The 19,403-nt window shown below is 57.4% G+C and carries 16 protein-coding genes and 6 pseudogenes; 18 read left to right on the plus strand and 4 right to left on the minus strand.

All coding sequences use genetic code 11. The annotated features are described in order from the left end of the window. Positions 1 to 236: 236 nt before the first annotated feature. A pseudogene (locus IB244_RS29335) lies at positions 237 to 380 on the minus strand (integrase core domain-containing protein); the annotation flags it as partial. A gap of 81 nt (positions 381 to 461) precedes the next feature. Between IB244_RS29335 and tnpA (IB244_RS29340) the strand changes: the two are divergent. The 8 genes and pseudogenes from tnpA (IB244_RS29340) to IB244_RS32630 all read left to right on the plus strand — a co-directional run. After that, positions 462 to 939: pseudogene (gene tnpA / locus IB244_RS29340) on the plus strand (IS66-like element accessory protein TnpA). Next, positions 936 to 1,292, plus strand: a complete 357-nt coding sequence (tnpB, locus tag IB244_RS29345; protein WP_192306566.1) for an IS66 family insertion sequence element accessory protein TnpB — start codon at positions 936 to 938, stop codon at positions 1,290 to 1,292. The pseudogene tnpA (IB244_RS29340) and the gene tnpB (IB244_RS29345) overlap by 4 nt, the downstream one beginning before the upstream one ends. A gap of 48 nt (positions 1,293 to 1,340) precedes the next feature. Then, a complete protein-coding gene (gene tnpC / locus IB244_RS29350) occupies positions 1,341 to 2,915 on the plus strand; it encodes an IS66 family transposase (RefSeq protein ID WP_192306568.1) in 1,575 nt (524 codons plus the stop codon). Beyond that, positions 2,912 to 3,475: a UPF0149 family protein gene (locus IB244_RS29355; RefSeq protein ID WP_192306570.1), complete on the plus strand. Its 564-nt coding sequence runs from the start codon at positions 2,912 to 2,914 to the stop codon at positions 3,473 to 3,475. Before tnpC ends, IB244_RS29355 begins: the two co-directional genes overlap by 4 nt. 293 nt (positions 3,476 to 3,768) lie before the next feature. Further along, a complete protein-coding gene (tnpA, locus tag IB244_RS29360) occupies positions 3,769 to 4,122 on the plus strand; it encodes an IS66-like element accessory protein TnpA (protein WP_162745810.1) in 354 nt (117 codons plus the stop codon). Next, positions 4,119 to 4,466, plus strand: coding sequence for an IS66 family insertion sequence element accessory protein TnpB (gene tnpB, locus IB244_RS29365; RefSeq protein WP_192306572.1), 348 nt, complete (start codon positions 4,119 to 4,121; stop codon positions 4,464 to 4,466). The genes tnpA (IB244_RS29360) and tnpB (IB244_RS29365) overlap by 4 nt, the downstream gene beginning before the upstream one ends. Positions 4,467 to 4,538: 72 nt before the next feature. Beyond that, positions 4,539 to 5,243, plus strand: a pseudogene (locus IB244_RS32625) (transposase); the annotation flags it as partial. A gap of 12 nt (positions 5,244 to 5,255) precedes the next feature. Beyond that, positions 5,256 to 6,023 (plus strand): annotated as a pseudogene (locus IB244_RS32630) (IS110 family transposase); the annotation flags it as partial. 255 nt (positions 6,024 to 6,278) lie between these two features. Here the strand turns inward: IB244_RS32630 and IB244_RS29375 are convergent. Then, positions 6,279 to 7,199 (minus strand): annotated as a pseudogene (locus IB244_RS29375) (IS3 family transposase); the annotation flags it as partial. A gap of 101 nt (positions 7,200 to 7,300) precedes the next feature. Here IB244_RS29375 and IB244_RS29380 point away from each other — a divergent pair. The 7 genes and pseudogenes from IB244_RS29380 to rfbA all read left to right on the plus strand — a co-directional run. Further along, positions 7,301 to 7,507 (plus strand): annotated as a pseudogene (locus IB244_RS29380) (transposase); the annotation flags it as partial. 66 nt (positions 7,508 to 7,573) lie between these two features. Beyond that, complete coding sequence (locus tag IB244_RS29385) at positions 7,574 to 7,930, plus strand: transposase (protein WP_246734771.1); 357 nt, start codon at positions 7,574 to 7,576, stop codon at positions 7,928 to 7,930. 97 nt (positions 7,931 to 8,027) lie between these two features. Beyond that, positions 8,028 to 8,279 carry a hypothetical protein gene (locus IB244_RS33265; protein ID WP_409564093.1) on the plus strand — a complete coding sequence of 84 codons (252 nt, stop codon included), beginning with the start codon at positions 8,028 to 8,030 and terminating at the stop codon, positions 8,277 to 8,279. Positions 8,280 to 8,410: 131 nt separating this feature from the next. After that, positions 8,411 to 8,968 (plus strand): dTDP-4-dehydrorhamnose 3,5-epimerase, encoded by a 558-nt coding sequence (gene rfbC, locus IB244_RS29395; RefSeq protein ID WP_192306615.1) that lies wholly within the window; start codon positions 8,411 to 8,413, stop codon positions 8,966 to 8,968. A 35-nt stretch (positions 8,969 to 9,003) separates the two neighbouring features. Beyond that, a complete protein-coding gene (rfbB, locus tag IB244_RS29400) occupies positions 9,004 to 10,059 on the plus strand; it encodes a dTDP-glucose 4,6-dehydratase (RefSeq protein WP_192306576.1) in 1,056 nt (351 codons plus the stop codon). A gap of 3 nt (positions 10,060 to 10,062) precedes the next feature. Next, positions 10,063 to 10,938 (plus strand): dTDP-4-dehydrorhamnose reductase, encoded by an 876-nt coding sequence (gene rfbD / locus IB244_RS29405; RefSeq protein WP_192306578.1) that lies wholly within the window; start codon positions 10,063 to 10,065, stop codon positions 10,936 to 10,938. A 42-nt stretch (positions 10,939 to 10,980) separates the two neighbouring features. Further along, positions 10,981 to 11,865 carry a glucose-1-phosphate thymidylyltransferase RfbA gene (gene rfbA / locus IB244_RS29410; protein WP_169683938.1) on the plus strand — a complete coding sequence of 295 codons (885 nt, stop codon included), beginning with the start codon at positions 10,981 to 10,983 and terminating at the stop codon, positions 11,863 to 11,865. A 39-nt stretch (positions 11,866 to 11,904) separates the two neighbouring features. On the opposite strand, the gene IB244_RS29415 is transcribed toward rfbA, so the two are convergent. Further along, complete coding sequence (locus IB244_RS29415; protein WP_192306579.1) at positions 11,905 to 13,062, minus strand: glycosyltransferase family 4 protein; 1,158 nt, start codon at positions 13,060 to 13,062, stop codon at positions 11,905 to 11,907. A gap of 2 nt (positions 13,063 to 13,064) precedes the next feature. After that, the gene (locus IB244_RS29420; RefSeq protein WP_192306580.1) at positions 13,065 to 13,997 is read right to left on the minus strand and encodes a rhamnan synthesis F family protein; all 933 of its coding nucleotides are present in this window, start codon (positions 13,995 to 13,997) and stop codon (positions 13,065 to 13,067) included. 784 nt (positions 13,998 to 14,781) lie between these two features. Between IB244_RS29420 and IB244_RS29425 the strand changes: the two genes are divergently transcribed. The 3 genes from IB244_RS29425 (at position 14,782) to IB244_RS29435 (ending at position 19,312) form a co-directional block, all read left to right on the plus strand. Then, the gene (locus tag IB244_RS29425) at positions 14,782 to 17,601 is read left to right on the plus strand and encodes a glycosyltransferase (RefSeq protein WP_192306581.1); all 2,820 of its coding nucleotides are present in this window, start codon (positions 14,782 to 14,784) and stop codon (positions 17,599 to 17,601) included. Between the two features lie 147 nt (positions 17,602 to 17,748). Then, entirely contained in the window at positions 17,749 to 18,549 is an 801-nt protein-coding gene (locus tag IB244_RS29430) for an ABC transporter permease (protein WP_192306582.1), read from the plus strand. Between the two features lie 4 nt (positions 18,550 to 18,553). Beyond that, positions 18,554 to 19,312, plus strand: a complete 759-nt coding sequence (locus IB244_RS29435) for an ABC transporter ATP-binding protein (protein ID WP_192306583.1) — start codon at positions 18,554 to 18,556, stop codon at positions 19,310 to 19,312. Positions 19,313 to 19,403 lie beyond the last annotated feature (91 nt).

Genomic DNA, 19,403 nt, shown 5'->3' on the forward strand with positions numbered 1-19,403 from the left:
ACAACTTCTCCCTCCTGCTGCGATGGTTCAGGCAACTTTTGTGTCTGTTCGCCGCACTCCTCCTCACGTTCCAGAGCCGACCGATGCCGCAACAACCTGCCTGAAAGCGAGTTCTTCACGATCGACTGGTTGACCTTGCCCCGTTGAAATAATCCATTTTGAAGTAAGCTCTGGCCCATCGTGAAGTGCACCCCGATTTTGGGCCAGCGGGAGCTGGAATTTTCCGGGGTTAAGGCTCAGTTCGGCGGGGGTGCCGATGAGCCGTTCATCAGCGAAATCGGCACCTTGTTGCCGATCGCGCTGTGTGGCCGGAACTCGTTGTAGTCTCTACGCCAATCCTCCATCTTCGCCCGCGCGTCGTCAAGGCTCATGAACCAATGGTGAGCGCGACGAACACCCCACCTTTCCTTTTGTGATTGAGGCCGCGAGATAAGCTTCTTCATCGATAGGAGCGGAATGGAATGGTCGGAGATCGCGCTGATGCCATGCTTGAAGTCATGGATGAAGGCATGCATGAAGCCAGGCATGAGGGAAAGTATCGTCGGATCGAGGATCGAGGTGATCACCGGTCGGCGGCAGCGGCGGAATTGGACTGACGAGGAGAAGGCGCGGATTCTTGCGGAAAGCGCAGAGCCTGACGTGAACATCTCGGCCGTTGCCCGGCGATGGGGCGTCAATCGCGGCTTGCTAAACGTCTGGCGTCGGGAAGCTGGCCTGACCTCTCGTCGCGCTGCCAAGACCTTTGCGCAGCAGGCGATGTTCGTGCCGGTGACGGTGGTTGGCGATCGAACGCCTCCCGAGAGCTCGCCGTCGGATTTTGCCCACTTCGCCGCAGGTCGGATTGAGATCGAGCTTGCTGGCGCGCGCATGACGGTTATCGGCTCGGTAGCGCCTGAGCTGGCACAAGCGATGGTGGCAGCGTTGCGAGGGCGCCGGTGATCGGAGTTTCGCCAAATGGCGTGAAGATCATGGTTGCGACGCAACCTGTCGACTTCCGGCGCGGCATGAATGGCTTGGTGGCTTTGGTGGCGTCAGCTCTTGCGGCCGATTCCTATTGCGGCGACGTGTTCGTGTTCCGCGCCAAGCGACTGGATCGACTTCGCTGCATTTACTGGGATGGATCAGGCATGATCCTGGCAACGAAATGGCTGGAGGCGGGCAAGTTCGTTTGGCCGCCGATCCGCGATGGCGCGATGCAGATGAGTGCCCAGGAGTTCTCGCTTTTGCTTGATGGTATTGACTGGACGCGCGTCAAACGAAACGCGGTGAGGAAGCCCTCAAAAGCAGGCTGATCTCATTGGTTTTGCTTGAAGATTCAGGCTCATATGGTAGGGTCTGTCATGCCGCTTCGACCCGATCCCTTGCCCCAGGATGCTGCGCAATTGACCCGGATCATTCTCTCGCTCGACGAAGAGAATGCCGATCTCAAAGCGCGCGTTGCCTTCCTCGAGGGCCAACTTTTTGGGCCGAAATCGGAGAAGATGACGGTGCTCCACCCGACGCAAGTGGCGCTCGATTTTGGCGATCTCAATGAAATTCCCGTTGCTGCCAATGACGATGTCGCGCCTGTTGCCGAGGACAAACCACAGGCACGACGATCGCCAGCCCGCAATATCGGCCGTTTGCCCAAACACCTTCCGCGTTATGACGAGATCATCGAACCGGAGAACAGGCTCTGCCCCTGCTGCTCATTCGAACTTCATTGCATCGGCACGGATGTCAGCGAGGCGCTCGACATCGTGCCTGCGGTTGTCCGGGTGAAGCGGACGATCCGGCCGCGCTATGCATGCCGGGCTTGCGAAAGCGTTGTTGTGCAGGCGCCGGCACCAGCGCGCGTGATGGACGGTGGCATGGTGACCACGGCGTTTGCCGCGCATGTTGCCGTCGCGAAGTTCGCCTGGCATTTGCCGCTGCATCGCCAGGCGCAGATGCTGGCCTCCTGCGGCGTGATCATCGATCGAGGCACGCTCGGGGCCTGGGTGACGCGGGTCGCCTGGTGGCTAGAACTTCTCTATGAGGCGCTACTCGCCTTCATCCGCCTGCAGCCGAGGGTGTTTTGTGACGAGACGCCGCTCCCGCGGCTTGATCCAGGGCGAAAACGCACCAAGGTCTGCCAGTTATGGGCGCAAGCGATCGACGATCGGCCGTGGAATGGTCCTGCGCCGCCGGCGGTTGCCTACATCTTTGCCGAAAGCCGCAGTGCGCGCGAGATCGCGGGGCAATTGGCGTCGTTTGCCGGCGTGCTGCAGGTCGACGGATACCAAGCCTATAAGACCATGGCCAAGCGCCGGGGAAAGAGCAATGTCGCCCCCTTGCGGCTGGCGTTCTGCCTTGCCCATGCCCGGCGCAAGTTCGTCGATGTCGTCAAGCTCACCTGCTCTTCGGAGGCTCTGTCGATCCTAGCCAGGATTGCCGAGATCTATCGGATCGAAGCGAGACTGCGCGGCGAAAGTGCCGATATCAGGCTCGTAGCGAGGCGTCGCGAGACAGCGCCCATCATGACAGAACTGAAGATCCATCTCACCGAACTGAGAGACGAGGTGTCGGCGAAATCGGCGCTGGGCAAGGCCGTCACCTACACGCTCAACCACTGGAGCGGACTGGCAGCCTTCCTGGAGGATGGCCGGATCGAAGTGGACTCCAATGTCGTCGAGCGCTCGATGAAATCGGTGGCCCTGACGAGGAAGAATTCGTTATTCGTGGGCAACGAGCGCGGTGGCAAGACCTTCGCGGTCCTCGCATCGCTCGTCAACACCTGTAAATTGAACAGTGTGGACCCCGAGGTCTGGCTTGCCGATGTGCTGGAACGCATCATCGCGGGCCAAGTAAAAGCCAGCGAGATGGAAAGTCTCCTCCCTTGGAACTGGAAGGCTGAGCGCGAGGCAACGACAGAGCAGGAGCGACGGGCGGCATGACGCAGAACAGCCAAGAGACGACCGCACGACCGAAGCTTGATGATCAGGCGTTCGAGGCGTTTATCAGGGCACGTCGTCCAGCATCGCCAATCTGGTCAATGAGCGGTCTCGATGGTTATCTTACGGCTCTCATCATCGGCCCGAAGTTCATCGACCCACGCAAATGGATACCGGAACTGACCGGTCCGGATGCCCTCAACCTGCCGATGGAGACAACAGAACATCAGGCCGTACAGACGATCGTTGCAGAGTATAACCGCATCTCTGCGAGCCTTTCCGAAACACCGAAAGATCACCGGCCCAGGTTCACCCGGATTGATGATCAGACCTTTGATCCATTCGATTGGGACCTCTGCTTTCTGCTGGGAACAGGGTACGCGCCGAAGCTTTGGCAGCCCGTGCTTCGAGGCCATGCAGTCACGGGCGATATCATCGCGCCCATCCGCAAGCTCGGCGAGACAAAACGGAAGGCGACCCGCCAGGATGCTGCTGCCGTGGCCGAAGCACTCGTCAATATCCGAACCTACTTTATGCCGAAGCGGGCAAAGCAGAAGTTCTGAAAGAAAGCGCTATTGCGATCCCGTCAACGTCGAAAGCAGTGGGCTGTTCATCGCGCTCACAACCAATGAGCGTTCAGGCACTCGGCGCGGAACTTGCCGTTGATGGGGAAGACGGCCCCGCTCCGAACCGATTGGCCGTATAGTAACGCGCCAAATCAACCAGGAGCCACTGATATGATGTGAGCGTCCGGTGAGCGGATTTTGCTGAACGAGCCAGTTAGGCGATGTTCTGGCATTAGAACCAGCATTAGTGCTGACACTAATATCAGATCTGAGAGGTTGGCATGGCTCGCATGGAGATCATTTCCGGCGTTGAGCGTAGGCGGCGGTGGTCGAAGGAAGCGAAGCTGGCGATATTGGCTGAAGCCGATCAACCGGGCGTTCGCATTGGCGATGTCGCTCGTCGCCATGACATTTATCCTGCGCAGATCCGTTTATGGCGGAAAACGCTTAGCCACTTCGATGTGTCAGCAACGTTCCTTCCGGTCCACCTGGTCAACGAAGTAAGCCTCGGGCAGATGCCGGCGGCCGGCGGGGCGCCCGCGCTTATCAAGATCCAGCTACGAAATGGTCGCAGTTTGAAAGTTCCGGCGGACATTGAACGCAAGACGCTGTCATCGTTGATCGCGTGTGTTGAGGCTGCATGATCGGACCGACAGGAAATGTGCGGGTCTACTTGGCTTGCGGAGTGACCGATATGCGGCGCGGTATCGACGGTCTGTCTGCTATGGTCGAGGCGGTGATCAAGGAAGCGCCGGGTTCCGGAGCGATCTTTGGGTTCCGTGGAAAGCGCGCCGACCGGATCAAGCTTCTATGGTGGGATGGCCAAGGGTTTTGCCTATCCTACAAGATTCTCGAGCGCGGATACTTTCCTTGGCCGACGGCGAAAGATGGCGTTGCGCATCTGACGCAGGCTCAGTTGTCGATGCTTGTTGAAGGGATTGACTGGCGCCGACCAGCGTGGACTTCCGCCCCTGGCCGCACGGGTTAAAAGCTATATTTTACAGGGACATCCGGGGCAAAACGCTAGTGCTTTCGCTGCAAATCGGCTATGTTTTTGGGCATGAAAGCACCGCCGCTGGACAGTCAGGACGAGCTATTGGCATTGCGCGCGCTCGTCGCTGAACAGGCGGCGAAACTTGAGAGCCAAGAAGCCGAAGTCATCAAACGCGACTCGATCATCGGTCTTCTGCGTGCGCAGCTGGAACTGCTCCGACATCGGCAGCACGGCGCATCCTCGGAAAAGATCGATCGAAAGATTGAGCAATTCGAACTGATGCTCGAGGAGATCGAAGCCTCTCGCGCCGAGACTGATGCTCGTTCCGGGAAAGGACCGCTGCCAGAACTGGATGATACCCCCGACAAGGCGAAACGCAGACCTCTGCCGGATGGCCTTCCAACTGAAGAGCGGGTCTACACAGCGCCCTGCAGTTGCCCGACTTGTGGTGGCATGTCCTTCCTGAAGGCGCCCGACAAGGTGGTCCAGGTGATGGAGCATGTGCCGGCTTCTGTGAAGATCGTCCGGCATATCGAGAAGCGCATGGTCTGTAAGGACTGCGATACAATGGTATCGGGTGAGATGCCGAGCTTGCCGATCGAGCGAGGCAAACCTGGACCAGGACTGCTCGCACACATCATGGTCGCCAAATTTGACGATCATATCCCACTCTACCGTTTGTCCGAGATGTACGACCGGCTGGGGATAGACATCTCCCGGTCTGTCATGGCGGACTGGGTTGGCCGTGTGTCCGTTCTGCTCTCGCCCCTGCGGCGTGGTGCGAAGAATGACGCTGCGGATGCTGCAGCAATCTGTGAGGCTGTCCGGCGACCGGACATGCGCTTCGTTCCGATCAAGTCCGAAGCCAACCAGAGCTTTCTGATGCTACATCGAGCTAGAGGTCTGCTGGTCCGGCAACGGACCATGACAGTCTGTGCAATCCGCGCTCATCTCGCCGAATTCGGAATCATCTTCGGCCAAGGTCGACAGCGCATCGAGACCATAATGCCGATGATAGAGGAAGTTGCGGCCTCGTTGCCAGAACATGCTCGGTATGCTTTGACCAGTTTGATCGGCTCTGCTGACGAGTTGAACAAGCAGATTGACGGAATTGAGACGAAGCTGGCGGAAATCGGTCGTTCAGATCCGGTGTCAAATCTGCTGTCGTCGATTCCAGGGGTCGGCCCGATCACGTCTACAGCCATCGCCGCGACCATTCCGGACGCGAGGATGTTCCGCTCCGGCCGAGAGTTTGCAGCCTGGCTGGGCCTGACCCCGCGTCAAAACTCCAGTGGCGGCACCACTCGATTGGGAGGCATTACAAAACAAGGAGATGCCTACCTGCGTCATCTCCTAGTAATCGGCGCCAGGAATATAGTTCGGTATCCGAAAGCTCGAGCGAAGGTCGGGGGAGCTTGGATCGACGCTTTGTTACAACGACGACGCCCTATGATCGTGGCGGTCGCCGTGGCCAACAAGCTTGCCAGGGTCATTTGGGCGATGATGACAAGCGGAGAGATGTTCAGCGAGGCGCGCGTCAAGGCAGCATAGAGAGGAACCGATCGAACCGGCGTAAGGTGCAGAAGCAAAAGATGGTCATCCAGCGGAGCTGAGGATCGAGTAAACCCGGAGAGCTATAGGCGCTGCATTCAAGCGCGACCCGTTGATGAGGCCTCGATCCGCGTACTCCATCAGGGCCAGCGACCATTGTCTCGGTCGCAGACAAAGGCCGAATACATGAACGCACCCGTACGATGACCTAAAATTTGCACAAAGCCTCTTGCGCCCGCGGGGCCGTCTATACATGAAGCTCTCGATGTAGCTGTTGTCCGTCGGCTTGCCAGGCCGGGAGAAGTCGAGGACGACGCCCTTGTGGTAGGCCCACAAGTCGAGGTCTCGAGAGATGAATTCGCTGCCATTGTCGACGCGAATGGCGGCCGGGTAACCGAGCTGCCGGCACACCCGTTCCAGGGTCTGGACCACATCCTCGCCGCGGTAACTGAAGCGTGCATCAACTGCTGGCGAGAAGCGCGAGAAGGTATCGACGACTGTCAGCACCCTGATCTTGCGGCCCGTCGCCAACTGGTCGTGCACGAAGTCCATGGCCCAGACATGGTTGGAATGGGTCGCTTCCGTGCGATGGGCCCGCAGCTTCGCCTTGACCCGACGCTTGGGTACCTTATTGCGGAGCTGGAGGTCCATCTCCTTGTAAAGACGATAGATTCGCTTCGGGTTAACCGGCCAGCCGTCACGCTTGAGCAGCACGTGCACACGACGGTAGCCATAGCGTACCCGTGTCTGGCAGATGTCCTTGATCCTCAGCTTCAATTCGGCCTGCTCGCCGCGCCTGGACTTGTAGACGTACAGCGACCGATCGATCTTCAGCACCGAACATGCGCGCCGGATCGAGACCTTCCAGTCTGCCTTGATCGTGTCGACAAGCTTACGTTTGCGGGCAGGCCTCAGAGCTTTTTTGCCAACACGTCCTGGAGCATGGCCTTGTCCAACGACAGGTCCGCGACAATCCGCTTGAGCTTGGCGTTCTCCTCTTCGAGCTGGCGCAGCCGCTTCATCTCCGACGGCATCAGGCCGGCGCACCTCTTGCGCCAATTATAGAAGGTCGCGTCCGAAATCCCGGCCTTGCGGCAGACCTCACCGATCGGCGTGCCGTCCGCTGCCTGCTTCAGCACGAACGCGATTTGCGCTTCCGAACTTCGATGCTTTCATGGAATTCTCCCTCTTCTTCCCCGCAGGGATCATAAGTGGAAAATTCCAGGTCTGAATGGCCTAATTTGACGGGGGCACGTCAATCGAAAGGACCAGAGAGAATGAAGCGCACACGTTTCACGGACGAACAGATTATCGGCATTCTGAAGGAGCACGAGGCTGGCACGCCGGTCTCGGAACTTTGCCGCAAGCACGGCGTCAGCGATGCCAGCATCTATAAATGGAAGGCCAAGTTCGGCGGCATGGAGGTATCCGAAGCCAAGCGGCTGAAGACGCTTGAAGACGAGAACACCAAGCGTAAGCGCGTAGGCGACCCCACGTATCTTTCGGACTGTTGATCGGCGATTTTCTGCATGAGTCATGTGGAGAATTCTATGAGCGATAGTGTGAATCAGCCTCGAACCTTTGAGGTTTTGACCGCGGAGCCGGTGCGAAGACGACGCAAGCCGCGTGACTGGTCGGATGACGAAAAGGCGCGGATCGTCGCCATGGCGCTGCAGCCTGGGGCGAACGTCTCGGCGGTTGCCCGGGCTGAAAGCCTGGATCCGTCGCAGCTTTATGGGTGGCGTCGCAAGGCACTGGCATCGGGCGTTGTTGCGCCCCTGACGGAAGGAACGGGCAAGCCGATCAAGTTCGCGCGCGTTGAAACGGTAAGCAGCGGCTCGGTCGATATTGTCATTGCCGATATGGTGGTGCGCGTCGGCGGCGGTTCGACGCTGATCATCTGGTGAAGGTTCTACGGGTGGCTCGCAAGGCATGATCGCCTCCGGTGTCGTGGTTTATGTGTCGTGCCAGCCGGTCGACTTCCGCAAGGGAGCTGCGTCGTTGATGGGGCTGGTGCGGGATGGCGGTTTCGATCCCTTCAATGGCGCGCTTTACGTCTTCCGGTCGAAGTGGGATGGTTCTGGCGTTTGCCTCTATGCGAATTCGCTTGTACTGGACTACCCACATTATCGAAGGCCCTATCAACTGGCACGGCGAAGACGCCTATGCCGAACAGGGCTTTGGTTGGCGAAATCGACGCCGACATTATTCCGGCCGAGACCGACGTTGCCACTTACGCCAAGATTTCTATGGTAAGCGCTGCCAGCCCGACGCGCTGGATTTACCGAGTGTCTTTTTTTCTCGGACATCTTTGGGCGTTCAAAAGATGCCTCTTGCAAACTGAGGCGGGCAAACTAGAAAGGATCCAAGAAAGCGACAGGTGCGTGATGAAAGTCGAGATTTTGCCGCTGGCCGGTTTGGCCAAGATCATTCCAACAAGGCTGGGCGATCATCGCGGATATTTTTCGGAAGTGTTCAAGGATAGCTGGTTCCGCGAGAATGTCGCGGACGTGACGTTCGTACAGGAGAACGAATCTCTTTCTGCGACCGTCGGCACGATACGTGGCCTGCATTTCCAGCTTGATCCGTTCGCTCAAGGAAAGTTGGTGCGCTGCCTCGCCGGCCGTATTTTCGACGTCGCTGTCGACATCCGTCTGGGATCGCCGACCTATGGCCAATGGTATGGTTGCGAGCTTTCGAAAGAGAACGGCGAACAACTGTGGATCCCGGTAGGCTTTGCGCACGGTTTTGCGACGCTTGTTCCGGACTGCGTTATTTCCTACAAAGTGACGGCTCCTTACAGCGCTGTCAGTGACCGCGGTCTCTTGTGGAACGATCCCGAGATCGGTATCGAATGGCCCGTGCCGCTCGATAATACGGTCCTTTCGGACAAGGATAAGATACAACCAAGACTGGCGGATCTACCGCCGTCTTTCAAATATTGACCGTTACCAGAACGGACGACGAGCGGAGATAACCCATGCGTATTCTCGTAACCGGCGGAGCGGGCTTTATTGGTTCGGCCCTCGTCAGGTATCTCGTGAAGAATGTTGGCGCGGAAGTGCTTAACGTGGATAAGCTTACCTATGCCGGGAATCTTGCTTCACTCAATGAAATCGAAGGCGCTTCGAACTATCACTTCCTGAAGGCCGACATTTGCGATCTTCCGAAAATGTCGGAGGCGATGAACGGGTTCCAGCCCGACCGAATCATGCATCTCGCCGCTGAAAGCCATGTTGATCGCTCGATCAGTGGTGCCGGCGACTTCGTCCAGACCAATGTTATGGGCACATTCAGCCTGCTGGAGGCGGCGCGATATTACTGGAACGAGCTGCCCGCTGGTCGCAGGGAGACGTTCCGCTTTCTGCATGTATCGACCGACGAGGTGTACGGATCGCTCGGCGAGCAGGGCCTGTTCGAGGAGGTCACGGCATACGATCCGTCATCGCCTTATTCGGCTTCAAAGGCGGCGAGCGACCACCTGGCGATTGCATGGCATCGCACTTACGGTATGCCTGTGGTTGTGTCGAATTGCTCCAACAATTACGGACCTTACCATTTTCCGGAAAAACTGATCCCGCTGATTATCCTTAACGCCATGGACGGAAAGCCGCTGCCGGTCTACGGCCAGGGTGTCAACATTCGCGACTGGCTCTACGTCGAGGATCATGCCCGCGCGCTCGACCTGATTGCGTCGCGCGGCCGTCCCGGTGAAAAGTACAATGTCGGCGGCCGTAACGAGCGCCGCAATATCGACGTTGTGCGCCGAATCTGCGCGCTGATGGATGAATTGCGCCCACAGGCAAGGCCGCATGCCGATCTGATCACCTTTGTCACCGACCGGCCGGGCCATGATGCGCGTTACGCCATTGATGCCACGAAGCTGGAAACGGAACTGGGCTGGAAGGCACAGGAAGATTTCGACAGCGGCATCGAGCGGACTGTTCGCTGGTACCTCGAGAACGAGTGGTGGTGGCAGCCGCTGCGGCAGGGCGTCTATTCCGGTGAGCGTCTTGGTGTTTTGAACAGGGGCTGAGCCATGCGCATTGCCGTGACGGGAAAACAGGGCCAGGTCGTCTCGGCCCTTCTGGAGCGCGGTTCGGTTGCCGGTGTCGAGATCGTCGCCGTAGGCCGTCCGGAACTCGATCTCGTCGACCGGGCGTCGATCCGCGCAGTCTTTTCGCAGATCAAGCCGGATGTGATCGTCTCCGCTGCCGCCTATACGGCCGTCGACAAGGCCGAAAGCGAAGAGGAGCTGGCCTTTGTCGTCAATGCGGAAGGACCAACGGCGATAGCGGAAGTGGCTAAGGGGCTCGGGATTCCGATCATGCACCTGTCGACCGATTATGTATTTTCCGGCGATAAACAGGGTCTCTATGTCGAGACGGATGCGACTGGGCCGGTGTCGGCCTATGGCCGCTCAAAACTGGCCGGCGAGCAAGGCATTGCCGCTGCCAATCCCAACCATGTTATCTTGCGAACCGCTTGGGTCTATTCGCCTTTTGGCGCCAACTTCGTGAAAACAATGCTGCGCTTGGCAGAGACTCGTGATGCGCTCAACGTGGTGGCTGACCAGCGCGGCTCGCCGACCAGCGCGCTTGACATCGCCGACGCGGTGATTGCCATCGCAAAGCGCCTTTCTGCCGACAACGACGAGAATCTGCGCGGGATATTCCACCTGACGGGCAGCGGCGAGGCCACCTGGGCGGACTTTGCCGAGGCGATCTTCGCTGGTCTCAAGACCAAGAACGGTAAGGTTGTCTCCGTCGGTCGTATCACGACGGCCGATTATCCGACACCGGCGAAGCGCCCTGCGAACTCGCGGCTTTCGAACGACAAGTTGAAACAGACCTATGGAATCGTTCTGCCAGACTGGAAGGAATCCACAAAGGTCGTACTGGACCGCCTGCTTTAGGAATTGGCGCTTACGAGCTCCCGACACACGGAAGGAAAAAGAATGAGGGGTATTATTCTCGCTGGTGGTTCCGGCACGCGGCTCTACCCAATCACCCAGGCCGTGTCAAAGCAGCTCATGCCGGTCTACGACAAACCGATGATCTATTATCCACTGACCACGCTGATGCTGGCGGGGATCAAGGAAATCTTGATCATCACCACGCCCCACGATAACGAGGCCTTCAAACAACTGCTGGGCGACGGAAGCAAGTGGGGAATTTCGATCGAATACGCGGTGCAACCGAGCCCGGACGGTCTAGCGCAGGCCTTCATCATCGGCGCAGATTTCGTCGGATCGAGCCCGTCGGCGCTGATTCTCGGGGACAACATCTATTACGGTCACGGCTTGCCGCAGATTTTGCGTTCCGGCGCTTCCACCGTCGAAGGCGCGCGCGTCTTCGCTTATCACGTTAGCGATCCGGAGCGTTACGGCGTCGTCGAGTTCGACGACAGCATGAAGGCGCTGTCAATCGAGGAAAAGCCTGCCAAGCCGAAAAGCAATTGGGCGGTCACTGGCCTTTATTTCTACGATCACCAGGTCGTTGACATCGCTGCCAACCTGAAGCCGTCGCCGCGCGGCGAATTGGAGATTACCGACGTCAACCGCGTCTACCTTGAGCTCGGACAGCTAACGGTCGAATTGATGGGGCGCGGTTATGCCTGGCTTGATACCGGGACACCGGACAGCCTGCTCGAGGCTGCCGACTTTGTGGGAACGCTGGAAAAGCGCCAAGGCTTCAAAATCGCCTGTCCGGAAGAGGTCGCCTACCGTCTGGGTCATATCGACGAAGATCAGTTGCAGAAGCTTGCCACCAAACTGGGCAAGAGCGCTTACGGTCAGTACCTGACGAAGCTCGCAAAGACCAAGCACGACTTGGAATTCTGAAACACAACCGCCTGCCCATTGGAGATGGGCGGCCGGTGATCAGAGCGGCCGGCCGATCGCGTTGCAGATGTTGCGGTAGACGTCCTGCACCTGCTTCACGACATGCGCTTCGGTGAAGCCCTGAACGACGCGCTCTCGGGCTTTGGCACCGGCCGAGACAATGCTGGACTTGTCGATCGCAAGGGCGCAAATTTGCGCTGCCAGCGCTTCGGCGTCGTCCACCGGAACGAGCCATCCTTCCTTGCCGCCGCGCACGAAGTCGCGGCAGCCCGGCACGTTGGTCGTCAGAATGGCTCGGCCGCAAGCCGCGGCCTCCAGAATGGAGCGGGGCAAGCCTTCTCCACCGCGCGTGGGCATACAGCAAAGATCGTGCTGCGCCCATACCTCGCGCACGTCGTTCGTCGATCCATGCCATTTGACTCCCGAAAGCTCCGACCACGCGCGCAGCGTCTCGACAGACAGCGATCGCGGGTTGGAGGGGTCGGGGAGACCGAAAAGCGATAGGCTAACCTCGTGCCCCCGCTCACGCGCCATCGATACCGCCTTCACAGCCAGATCGGCGCCCTTCGACCATACCATGCGACCCACCATCGCGAGCTTGAGGCCATCGCCGGATGGCTGGGGAAGGGGCTGGTAGTGGTCGGGATCAACGCCGGCTCCGCCGAGCACGGTTACGCCGGCATCTCCGACGTCGAGCCCAAACGTATCTGGATCGGTAGTATTCTCGAACAGAAAGTGATTCTTGCCGCGACCGCGGATGGCACGGAACAGATTGCGCAGAGCAAAGCGCGCAAAAGCTGCCTTGGCACTTCGATCCGCGGCGAGAAGCCCCCCTCCGGTGACAGCTAGGATCCGGCCCTTCACGCCAGCCAAAGTGGCGGCAAGGCCGCCGGTGACTACGCAGCGGAGCGCAATGCAATGGATCAGGTCGATCCTCTCACGCCGGAGCGTCTGCGCGATCTGGCCGATCGACGAACCGATCGACAGGAAACCGAGGTGTCCTCTCTCAATGTCAAGCGGTATGACGCGAGCGCCAAGCCCCTCGATGATATGCGCGTGTTTGCCGACGCGAGTAATGACGACCACGTCCAGGCCGAGCTCCTTGGCGGCGCGCAACATCGGCAGAAAATGCGAAACAAAGAACCAGTCTTCCGTAATGATGAACGCGATCCGAACTCGCGCTTTGGAGAAGCTCATCGTCACCGTCCGATGCTGCGATGTAATAGCCGCACGGTGGCTTTCGGCATTCTCGCATATATCGCGTGCGCGCATTTCAGAAGGGCAGGGTGGCGGCGCCAGAAGTCCGCGAGCGGCAGCGCGAACGGATTGTCACGTGCCAGACTGTCGTTGATGAGTTCGATTAGCTCCGCTCGCGATGAAGGCGTGCCGCGACGGTGAAGAATTGGCTCCACATTTTCCATGCCAGCCGCGATGAAACCTTCTCGCTCTGCGATGAACGCAAATAGGCGTTCGAAGGCATGGGCAGCTGTCCCGTCAAGCTGTCCACTCTCACGAGCGAATTGATCGGCAAAATCGATTTCGATCACCTTCCTCAAGGCCGCGCGCCGAAACCAGAACATCGATCCGGCGGGAAAGCGGTGACCTTCGAGTGCCGATAGATCAAGACTCGCTTCCATTCTCTGCAGGGTCCCCAGCATGATGGTTTCATTGATCGAGGTGCGCCCGCCAAGCGGCAGCAGGTGGGCCCGTGGCGCAATCAGCCCGATGCGAGATTCAGTCGCAAGTAGCTTGTGCCCTGACAACTCTCCGCCTTCCTCCGTCTTCAACAACGAGCCAAGCAGAAAACGCCGCCAGCCATCCCCATCGTCACGATGCGGCGAGCGCTTGGTATGCAGTTTCAGGCCGATGTCGAAAGACGGCAGGGGCTGTTGTCTTAGCGCCATCAGGAACGGCAAAATATCGCGGCCTCGATTGTCGACTTCCAGTTCGGTCGCGAAGCGAAGATGCGAACTCTCGGGGCGCGCCACCGGACGGGAACCGACCGGTCGGGTGATCACCAGGTCAAAAGTCTGTCGGATGATCGCATCGAGGTCCTGGACCATCTCCTCCCAAATATCGGGATAATAGACGTGGGCGAGGATGGTGAAGTTTGCCTGGTGGGTGTCGTTCATCGAGTCTGCTCTTCAAATACCTTGGATCGTACTAACCCATCGTGGGCTATGCCATCCAGGAAAAACTAAGAATCCTTAAAGCGATGCCCTTCGCTAGCTTTGCTTTATTCGTGCTGTTGTTGCAGGATATCGCCAATTCCCAGCCTTGGAAGCGATATTGCCTTCCTTAGGGTGGTGTGCAAGTGCTTCAGCGAGGATAAGAATCTTCACGATTTTTGCGTCTCAGGGTTAGGTATCCCCAGCCGAACCACATGATGACAGCCATCGATTGGCCCCAGAGTTTACCTCCTTTCACCAAATGGATTCGGGAAAGGACGGATTCTGCATGGGAGTGCAACAAAGAACAGAGTCAGATATGCGCATGATCGAATTTCGCGATACGAGGAAGGTGTAACGTCGCGCTCGCGGTGAGGAAAACTGTCAATGTTCCAGCAGCCGTCGCCGAAGAATCACGAGAAGTTGCCCCAGCGCTTTAAGCATGAAGCCGATCGCTTCCGTACTTACTACAAGGCAGTACCTGCCCTTAGTCGGATATATGATCATTCCGATATCTTCGCTATTGCCTGAAACGGCTGCAAGACGAACGCAGTGCGACGCGACGTGTCATATTGAGCAGGCATTTTGCCACGAAAATAACGATCAAAGCCCTCAAGAGCTTGCTGATTCAACAGCTTGGAATTTCTTTAACAATCGATGTTTCGATGTAAGAGTGGACCTTTCTGACGCGCCACCACGATTGCTTATCGGTTGAACCGCTTGCTATGCCTCGGGTTTCCGAAAGACCTTGCTTGAAAAGGCCGGGCGAAAGGTGATAGCAGCGCTTGTGCCGCTCGTGCAAAGGATGTTCCAAGTGCAAAGAAACCCGTCGCAATCGGATTATGATGAAAATTATTACCGATGCCATTGTGGCGGACTTCCTTATAACCGGAGCGAGCCACACTGGTCGCGCTTTTTTGGGATTGTCGCTGAACGGGTGGCACAAGACATCCGCCCAAGAACCGTTTTTGACGCAGGTTGCGCCATGGGTTTCTTGGTAGAAGAGCTAAGAAAACGCCATGTTGAGGCGTTCGGGCGAGATTATTCCGAGTACGCGATCAGCGAGATACCAGATGCGCTGCGGCCCTTCTGCGAGTTGGGCTCAATCGCCGATCCGATTGAGGGTTCCTTTGATCTAGTGACATGCATCGAAGTCTTGGAACACCTGCCTGAGGGTGACGGACGTCAAGCAATCTCAAATCTCTGTGCTGCTGGTCCACTTATCCTGTTCTCCTCAAGTCCGGATGACATCGACGAACCCACACATTTGAATGTGCGGCCCCCCATCCATTGGCTACGCCTTTTTCGGGAACATGGATTTGGTCCGCGATCCGATTTTGATGCGAGCTTTCTGTGCCCATGGGCCATGCTCCTTGAGCGGCGGGCTCAGGCGCCGACAGATGAGGAGCTGCGCGCCTACGCAAGCCTTATTTTGATGCGTATGGAGTACTTTCGGCACGCTCATGAGCTACGGCAGGCGCAAGATCGTCAGCTGGCGGCGATACAGAACGAGGTCCACGAGCTGAGAAAAACACATGCTGTCACCGTTTCCGATCTAACGCAAAAACATCTCGTTGCTCTTGCCGCCGCTGATCAGGCGCAGAGCACTATCGACCAATTGCTTGCCTCAAAGAGTTGGCGCATGACTGCCCCTTGTCGTTGGGCAGGGCATCAGGGCAAGCGCGCTCAGCATGTGGTGCGCGCTTTGCCGCTAATGGCGAAGCGCCAGGGCGGTTATCTAAACCTTGCCCGGAAAGCTTGGTCGATCATGGCACACGAAGGGTTTAGCGGAGCGCGATCGGCGTGGCGTAATTCCAACGCGCAGATAAATAGCAGCTCGGAGAACGACTACGAAAAATGGCTGCGGACATATGCGACGTTAGACGATGCGGCGCGCGCCAAGGTCAAAAGCGCCATCGCCGGATTTGCAACCCAGCCTTTGATCTCGATCGTGATGCCCGTCTACAATGCCGAGCCGAATTGGCTCTCGGAGGCAATTGATTCCGTTCGCAACCAACTCTATCCGCACTGGGAGCTTTGCATCGCGGATGACCGTTCAACATCCGCCGCGGTGCGCCCGGTGCTGGAACGATATGCTGCCATCGATTCCCGGATAAAGGTTTTCCATCGGCCGGTAAACGGCCACATTTCCGAGGCCTCCAACTCGGCGATCGAACTTGCGACCGGCGACTGGATGGCGCTGCTGGATCAGGATGACCTACTGAGCGAGGACGCGCTCTTTTATGTCGCGCGGACCATCAACGAAAAGCCGCAGGTTGAGCTGATCTATTCCGATGAGGACAAGATCTCGAACGGCAAGCGCTTCGATCCCTATTTCAAGTCTGACTGGAATCCGGATCTGCTACGATCCCAGAACATGATCTCCCATCTTGGGGTCTATAAGCTTGACCGAGTGCGGTCGATTGGCGGCTTCCGCAAGGGCTATGAGGGGGCGCAGGACCACGATTTGGTACTGCGCTTCACCGATCAGTTGTCCGAGGAGCAGGTCGCCCATATACCGCGCGTCCTTTATCATTGGCGCAGCCATTCCAGCAGCACCGCACAAAGCGGCGGAAATAAGAGCTATGCAGCCCTTGCGGGACAAAAGGCTTTGAACGACCATCTTGCGCGAAAGGGTATCAGCGGACGAGTGGAGATTCTTCCGACCGGCATGTATCGCGTGTTTTACGACCTTCCCCAAGACCCGCCGCTGGTCAGCCTGATCATCCCTACCCGAAACGGGCTGCAACTCCTTCGGAAGTGCGTCGAATCGATCCTTCAAAAGACGGATTATCCGAAATACGAGATCCTGATCATCGACAACAATTCGGATGATCCGGCGACGCTTGAATATTTCAGGCAGATAGAGGCCGATAGCCGCGTCTCCGTGATGAGGGATGAACAGCCGTTCAATTATTCGGCCATCAACAATGGTGCAGTTAGCAAGGCCCGGGGCGATTTTGTCGGTTTGATCAATAATGACATCGAGGTCATTTCACGGAATTGGCTCAGTGAAATGATGAGTCATGCCGTGCAAGCCGGCGTCGGAGCCGTCGGCGCGCGCCTTTGGTATCCCGATGATCGTCTGCAACACGGAGGTGTGCTCCTCGGGATCGGCGGCGTGGCCAATCACGCCCATCTCTTCCTTCCGAAAGGGGCGCACGGATATTTTTCTAGGGCAGAACTCGTCCAGACGTTCAGCGCAGTAACAGCGGCATGCCTCGTCATCCGCAAGAGCACTTATGAAGCTGTCGGCGGACTGGACGAAAACAATCTGAAGGTTGCCTTCAACGACGTGGATTTCTGTTTGAAAGTGCGCGAGTCGGGATGGCGCAACGTTTGGACGCCATTCGCCGAACTTTATCACCATGAATCCGCAAGTCGCGGCCAAGAGGATACGCCCGAGAAGACGGAGCGCTTTCGGCGCGAAGTCATGTATATGATTGACGTGTGGGCAGAGAAACTGGCCTCGGATCCTGCCTACAATCCGAATCTAACATTGGATCGCACGGATTTCTCCCTTGCATGGCCACCGCGGAACCAATCGGATCCCACGCTTGCTTCCTAAGGTACTTTGGTATTAATGCAGCCCCGGAGCATTGCGGCACGTGCGCACGGTGATTGCCTCGTAATGTCGTAAATCATGGCGGCAGAGCATTTCGCGGTCTTTAGACCACGAAATGCCTTCGATAGAAGTTTGGAAACTGGATCGTATATGGCATCCGCAAGAGACAACGTGGCGATGGCTCTGGCCGATATGGCGCAGAGCATCAAACGGCGCGAGTTATGGCTTTATCTGGGTTGGCGAGACGTGAAGAGCCAGTACAACCGATCGATTATCGGACCGTTCTGGTTGACTTTGTCGATGGGCGTAATGGTGCTTGGACTGGGCGTCCTTTACTCGGAAATATTGAACATCGATGTTGCGGTCTACCTTCCTAAGCTCGCCATCGGATTAATCGTGTGGGGATTGATAAACGGTACCGTCATTGGCGCGTGCCGGGTATTCATCTCGGCGGGAACCGCGCTTCGCCAAATAAGGTTGCCTGTCAGTGTCTTCGTATTTCAGTTCGTCTGGGGACAACTGATCTCGTTCGGACATAACTTCCTGATATATATAGTTGTGGTTCTCGTCTTTGCGATAAATCCAGGCTGGGTTGTCCTTCTGTTCGTTCCTGCCATGATGATTGTCGTTCTGAACGGCTTCTTCGTTTCTCTCATTCTGGGGCCGCTCTGCGCCCGTTTTCGCGACGTACCCATGATCGTAGCCAGCGTGATGCAGATAGTCTTCTTTATGACACCGATCATCTGGAGCACGGACTCTATGTCGCATCGGTCATTCCTTCTGACGGCGAACCCTTTCTATCACCTGATCGAAATTATTCGCGATCCGCTACTCGGCCGGACCGGCACGCTCGAAAACTGGATGGTCTGCATTGGCTTGACGGTCGCCTTGGGAGCGTTCGCGACAGCCTTTTTCGCTCGCTACCGGGCGCGCATCGTGTATTGGAGTTAAGTGCTTGGCGAGAATTTCTCTTACCGACGTTACCGTCGATATTCCGATTTATGAACCAGCCGGTCGGTCTCTTAAGAACAATATCCTTTCCACGGCGACGGGGGGGCAGATCCGCCCCCGGGCCGGTACGACAGGGACCGTCATTCGTGCGATAGAGAGTCTGACCCTGGATGTTGAGCACGGCTCCCGCATCGGGTTGATCGGCCACAATGGTGCCGGGAAGTCCACGATTTTACGGGTGATGGCAGGGATCTACGAGCCGACGGGCGGTACTGTTTCGATAGAAGGCGAGGTGGCTTCGCTTTTCGATATCGGCTTTGGAATGGACCCGGAAGCAACCGGCTGGGAAAACATCGTTCTCAGAGGCATGTATCTCGGTTTCAGTCGCCGAAACATCGAAGCGCGGTCAGAGGACATCGGAAAGGCGACGGGGCTCGGCGAATTTCTCGACATGCCGCTTCGAACCTACAGTGCAGGCATGTCCACCAGGCTGGCTTTCGCGGTTTCCACTTCACTGAGGCCGGAGGTGCTCCTGATCGATGAGGGGATTGGAGCCGGTGATGCGGCCTTTTTAGCCCAAGCGCAGGAACGGATGCGAAGTTTCATAGGCGAGGCGGGCGTGTTGGTCTTGGCATCACATTCTGACGATCTTCTGCGCGCGTGGTGCACGGAAGGGATATGGATGGAACACGGCAAGATGCGAATGCGGGGACCGATCGATGAGATCCTCATGCATTATCATCAATCGCTGATCGTAACTTAGCTAGGCAAATATCAGCAGTCTGTCCTCGTAGATTGACTGCTGTTACAATGCCATAGAAACTGAACTCGCGTTCTTTTGCAGGTAACAGACT

Source organism: Rhizobium sp. RHZ02, assembly GCF_014851575.1.
GTDB classification, from domain to species: domain Bacteria; phylum Pseudomonadota; class Alphaproteobacteria; order Rhizobiales; family Rhizobiaceae; genus Rhizobium; species Rhizobium altiplani.

What these genes read in the sequence shown, in the direction of transcription:
- tnpC (WP_192306568.1), top strand. Translation starts at nt 1,341, where the DNA reads ATGCCGCTTCGACCCGATCCCTTGCCCCAGGATGCTGCGCAATTGACC.
- IB244_RS29355 (WP_192306570.1), top strand. Translation starts at nt 2,912, where the DNA reads ATGACGCAGAACAGCCAAGAGACGACCGCACGACCGAAGCTTGATGAT.
- tnpA (WP_162745810.1), top strand. Translation starts at nt 3,769, where the DNA reads ATGGAGATCATTTCCGGCGTTGAGCGTAGGCGGCGGTGGTCGAAGGAA.
- tnpB (WP_192306572.1), top strand. Translation starts at nt 4,119, where the DNA reads ATGATCGGACCGACAGGAAATGTGCGGGTCTACTTGGCTTGCGGAGTG.
- IB244_RS29385 (WP_246734771.1), top strand. Translation starts at nt 7,574, where the DNA reads ATGAGCGATAGTGTGAATCAGCCTCGAACCTTTGAGGTTTTGACCGCG.
- IB244_RS33265 (WP_409564093.1), top strand. Translation starts at nt 8,028, where the DNA reads ATGGGGCTGGTGCGGGATGGCGGTTTCGATCCCTTCAATGGCGCGCTT.
- rfbC (WP_192306615.1), top strand. Translation starts at nt 8,411, where the DNA reads ATGAAAGTCGAGATTTTGCCGCTGGCCGGTTTGGCCAAGATCATTCCA.
- rfbB (WP_192306576.1), top strand. Translation starts at nt 9,004, where the DNA reads ATGCGTATTCTCGTAACCGGCGGAGCGGGCTTTATTGGTTCGGCCCTC.
- rfbD (WP_192306578.1), top strand. Translation starts at nt 10,063, where the DNA reads ATGCGCATTGCCGTGACGGGAAAACAGGGCCAGGTCGTCTCGGCCCTT.
- rfbA (WP_169683938.1), top strand. Translation starts at nt 10,981, where the DNA reads ATGAGGGGTATTATTCTCGCTGGTGGTTCCGGCACGCGGCTCTACCCA.
- IB244_RS29415 (WP_192306579.1), bottom strand. Translation starts at nt 13,062, where the DNA reads ATGAGCTTCTCCAAAGCGCGAGTTCGGATCGCGTTCATCATTACGGAA.
- IB244_RS29420 (WP_192306580.1), bottom strand. Translation starts at nt 13,997, where the DNA reads ATGAACGACACCCACCAGGCAAACTTCACCATCCTCGCCCACGTCTAT.
- IB244_RS29430 (WP_192306582.1), top strand. Translation starts at nt 17,749, where the DNA reads ATGGCATCCGCAAGAGACAACGTGGCGATGGCTCTGGCCGATATGGCG.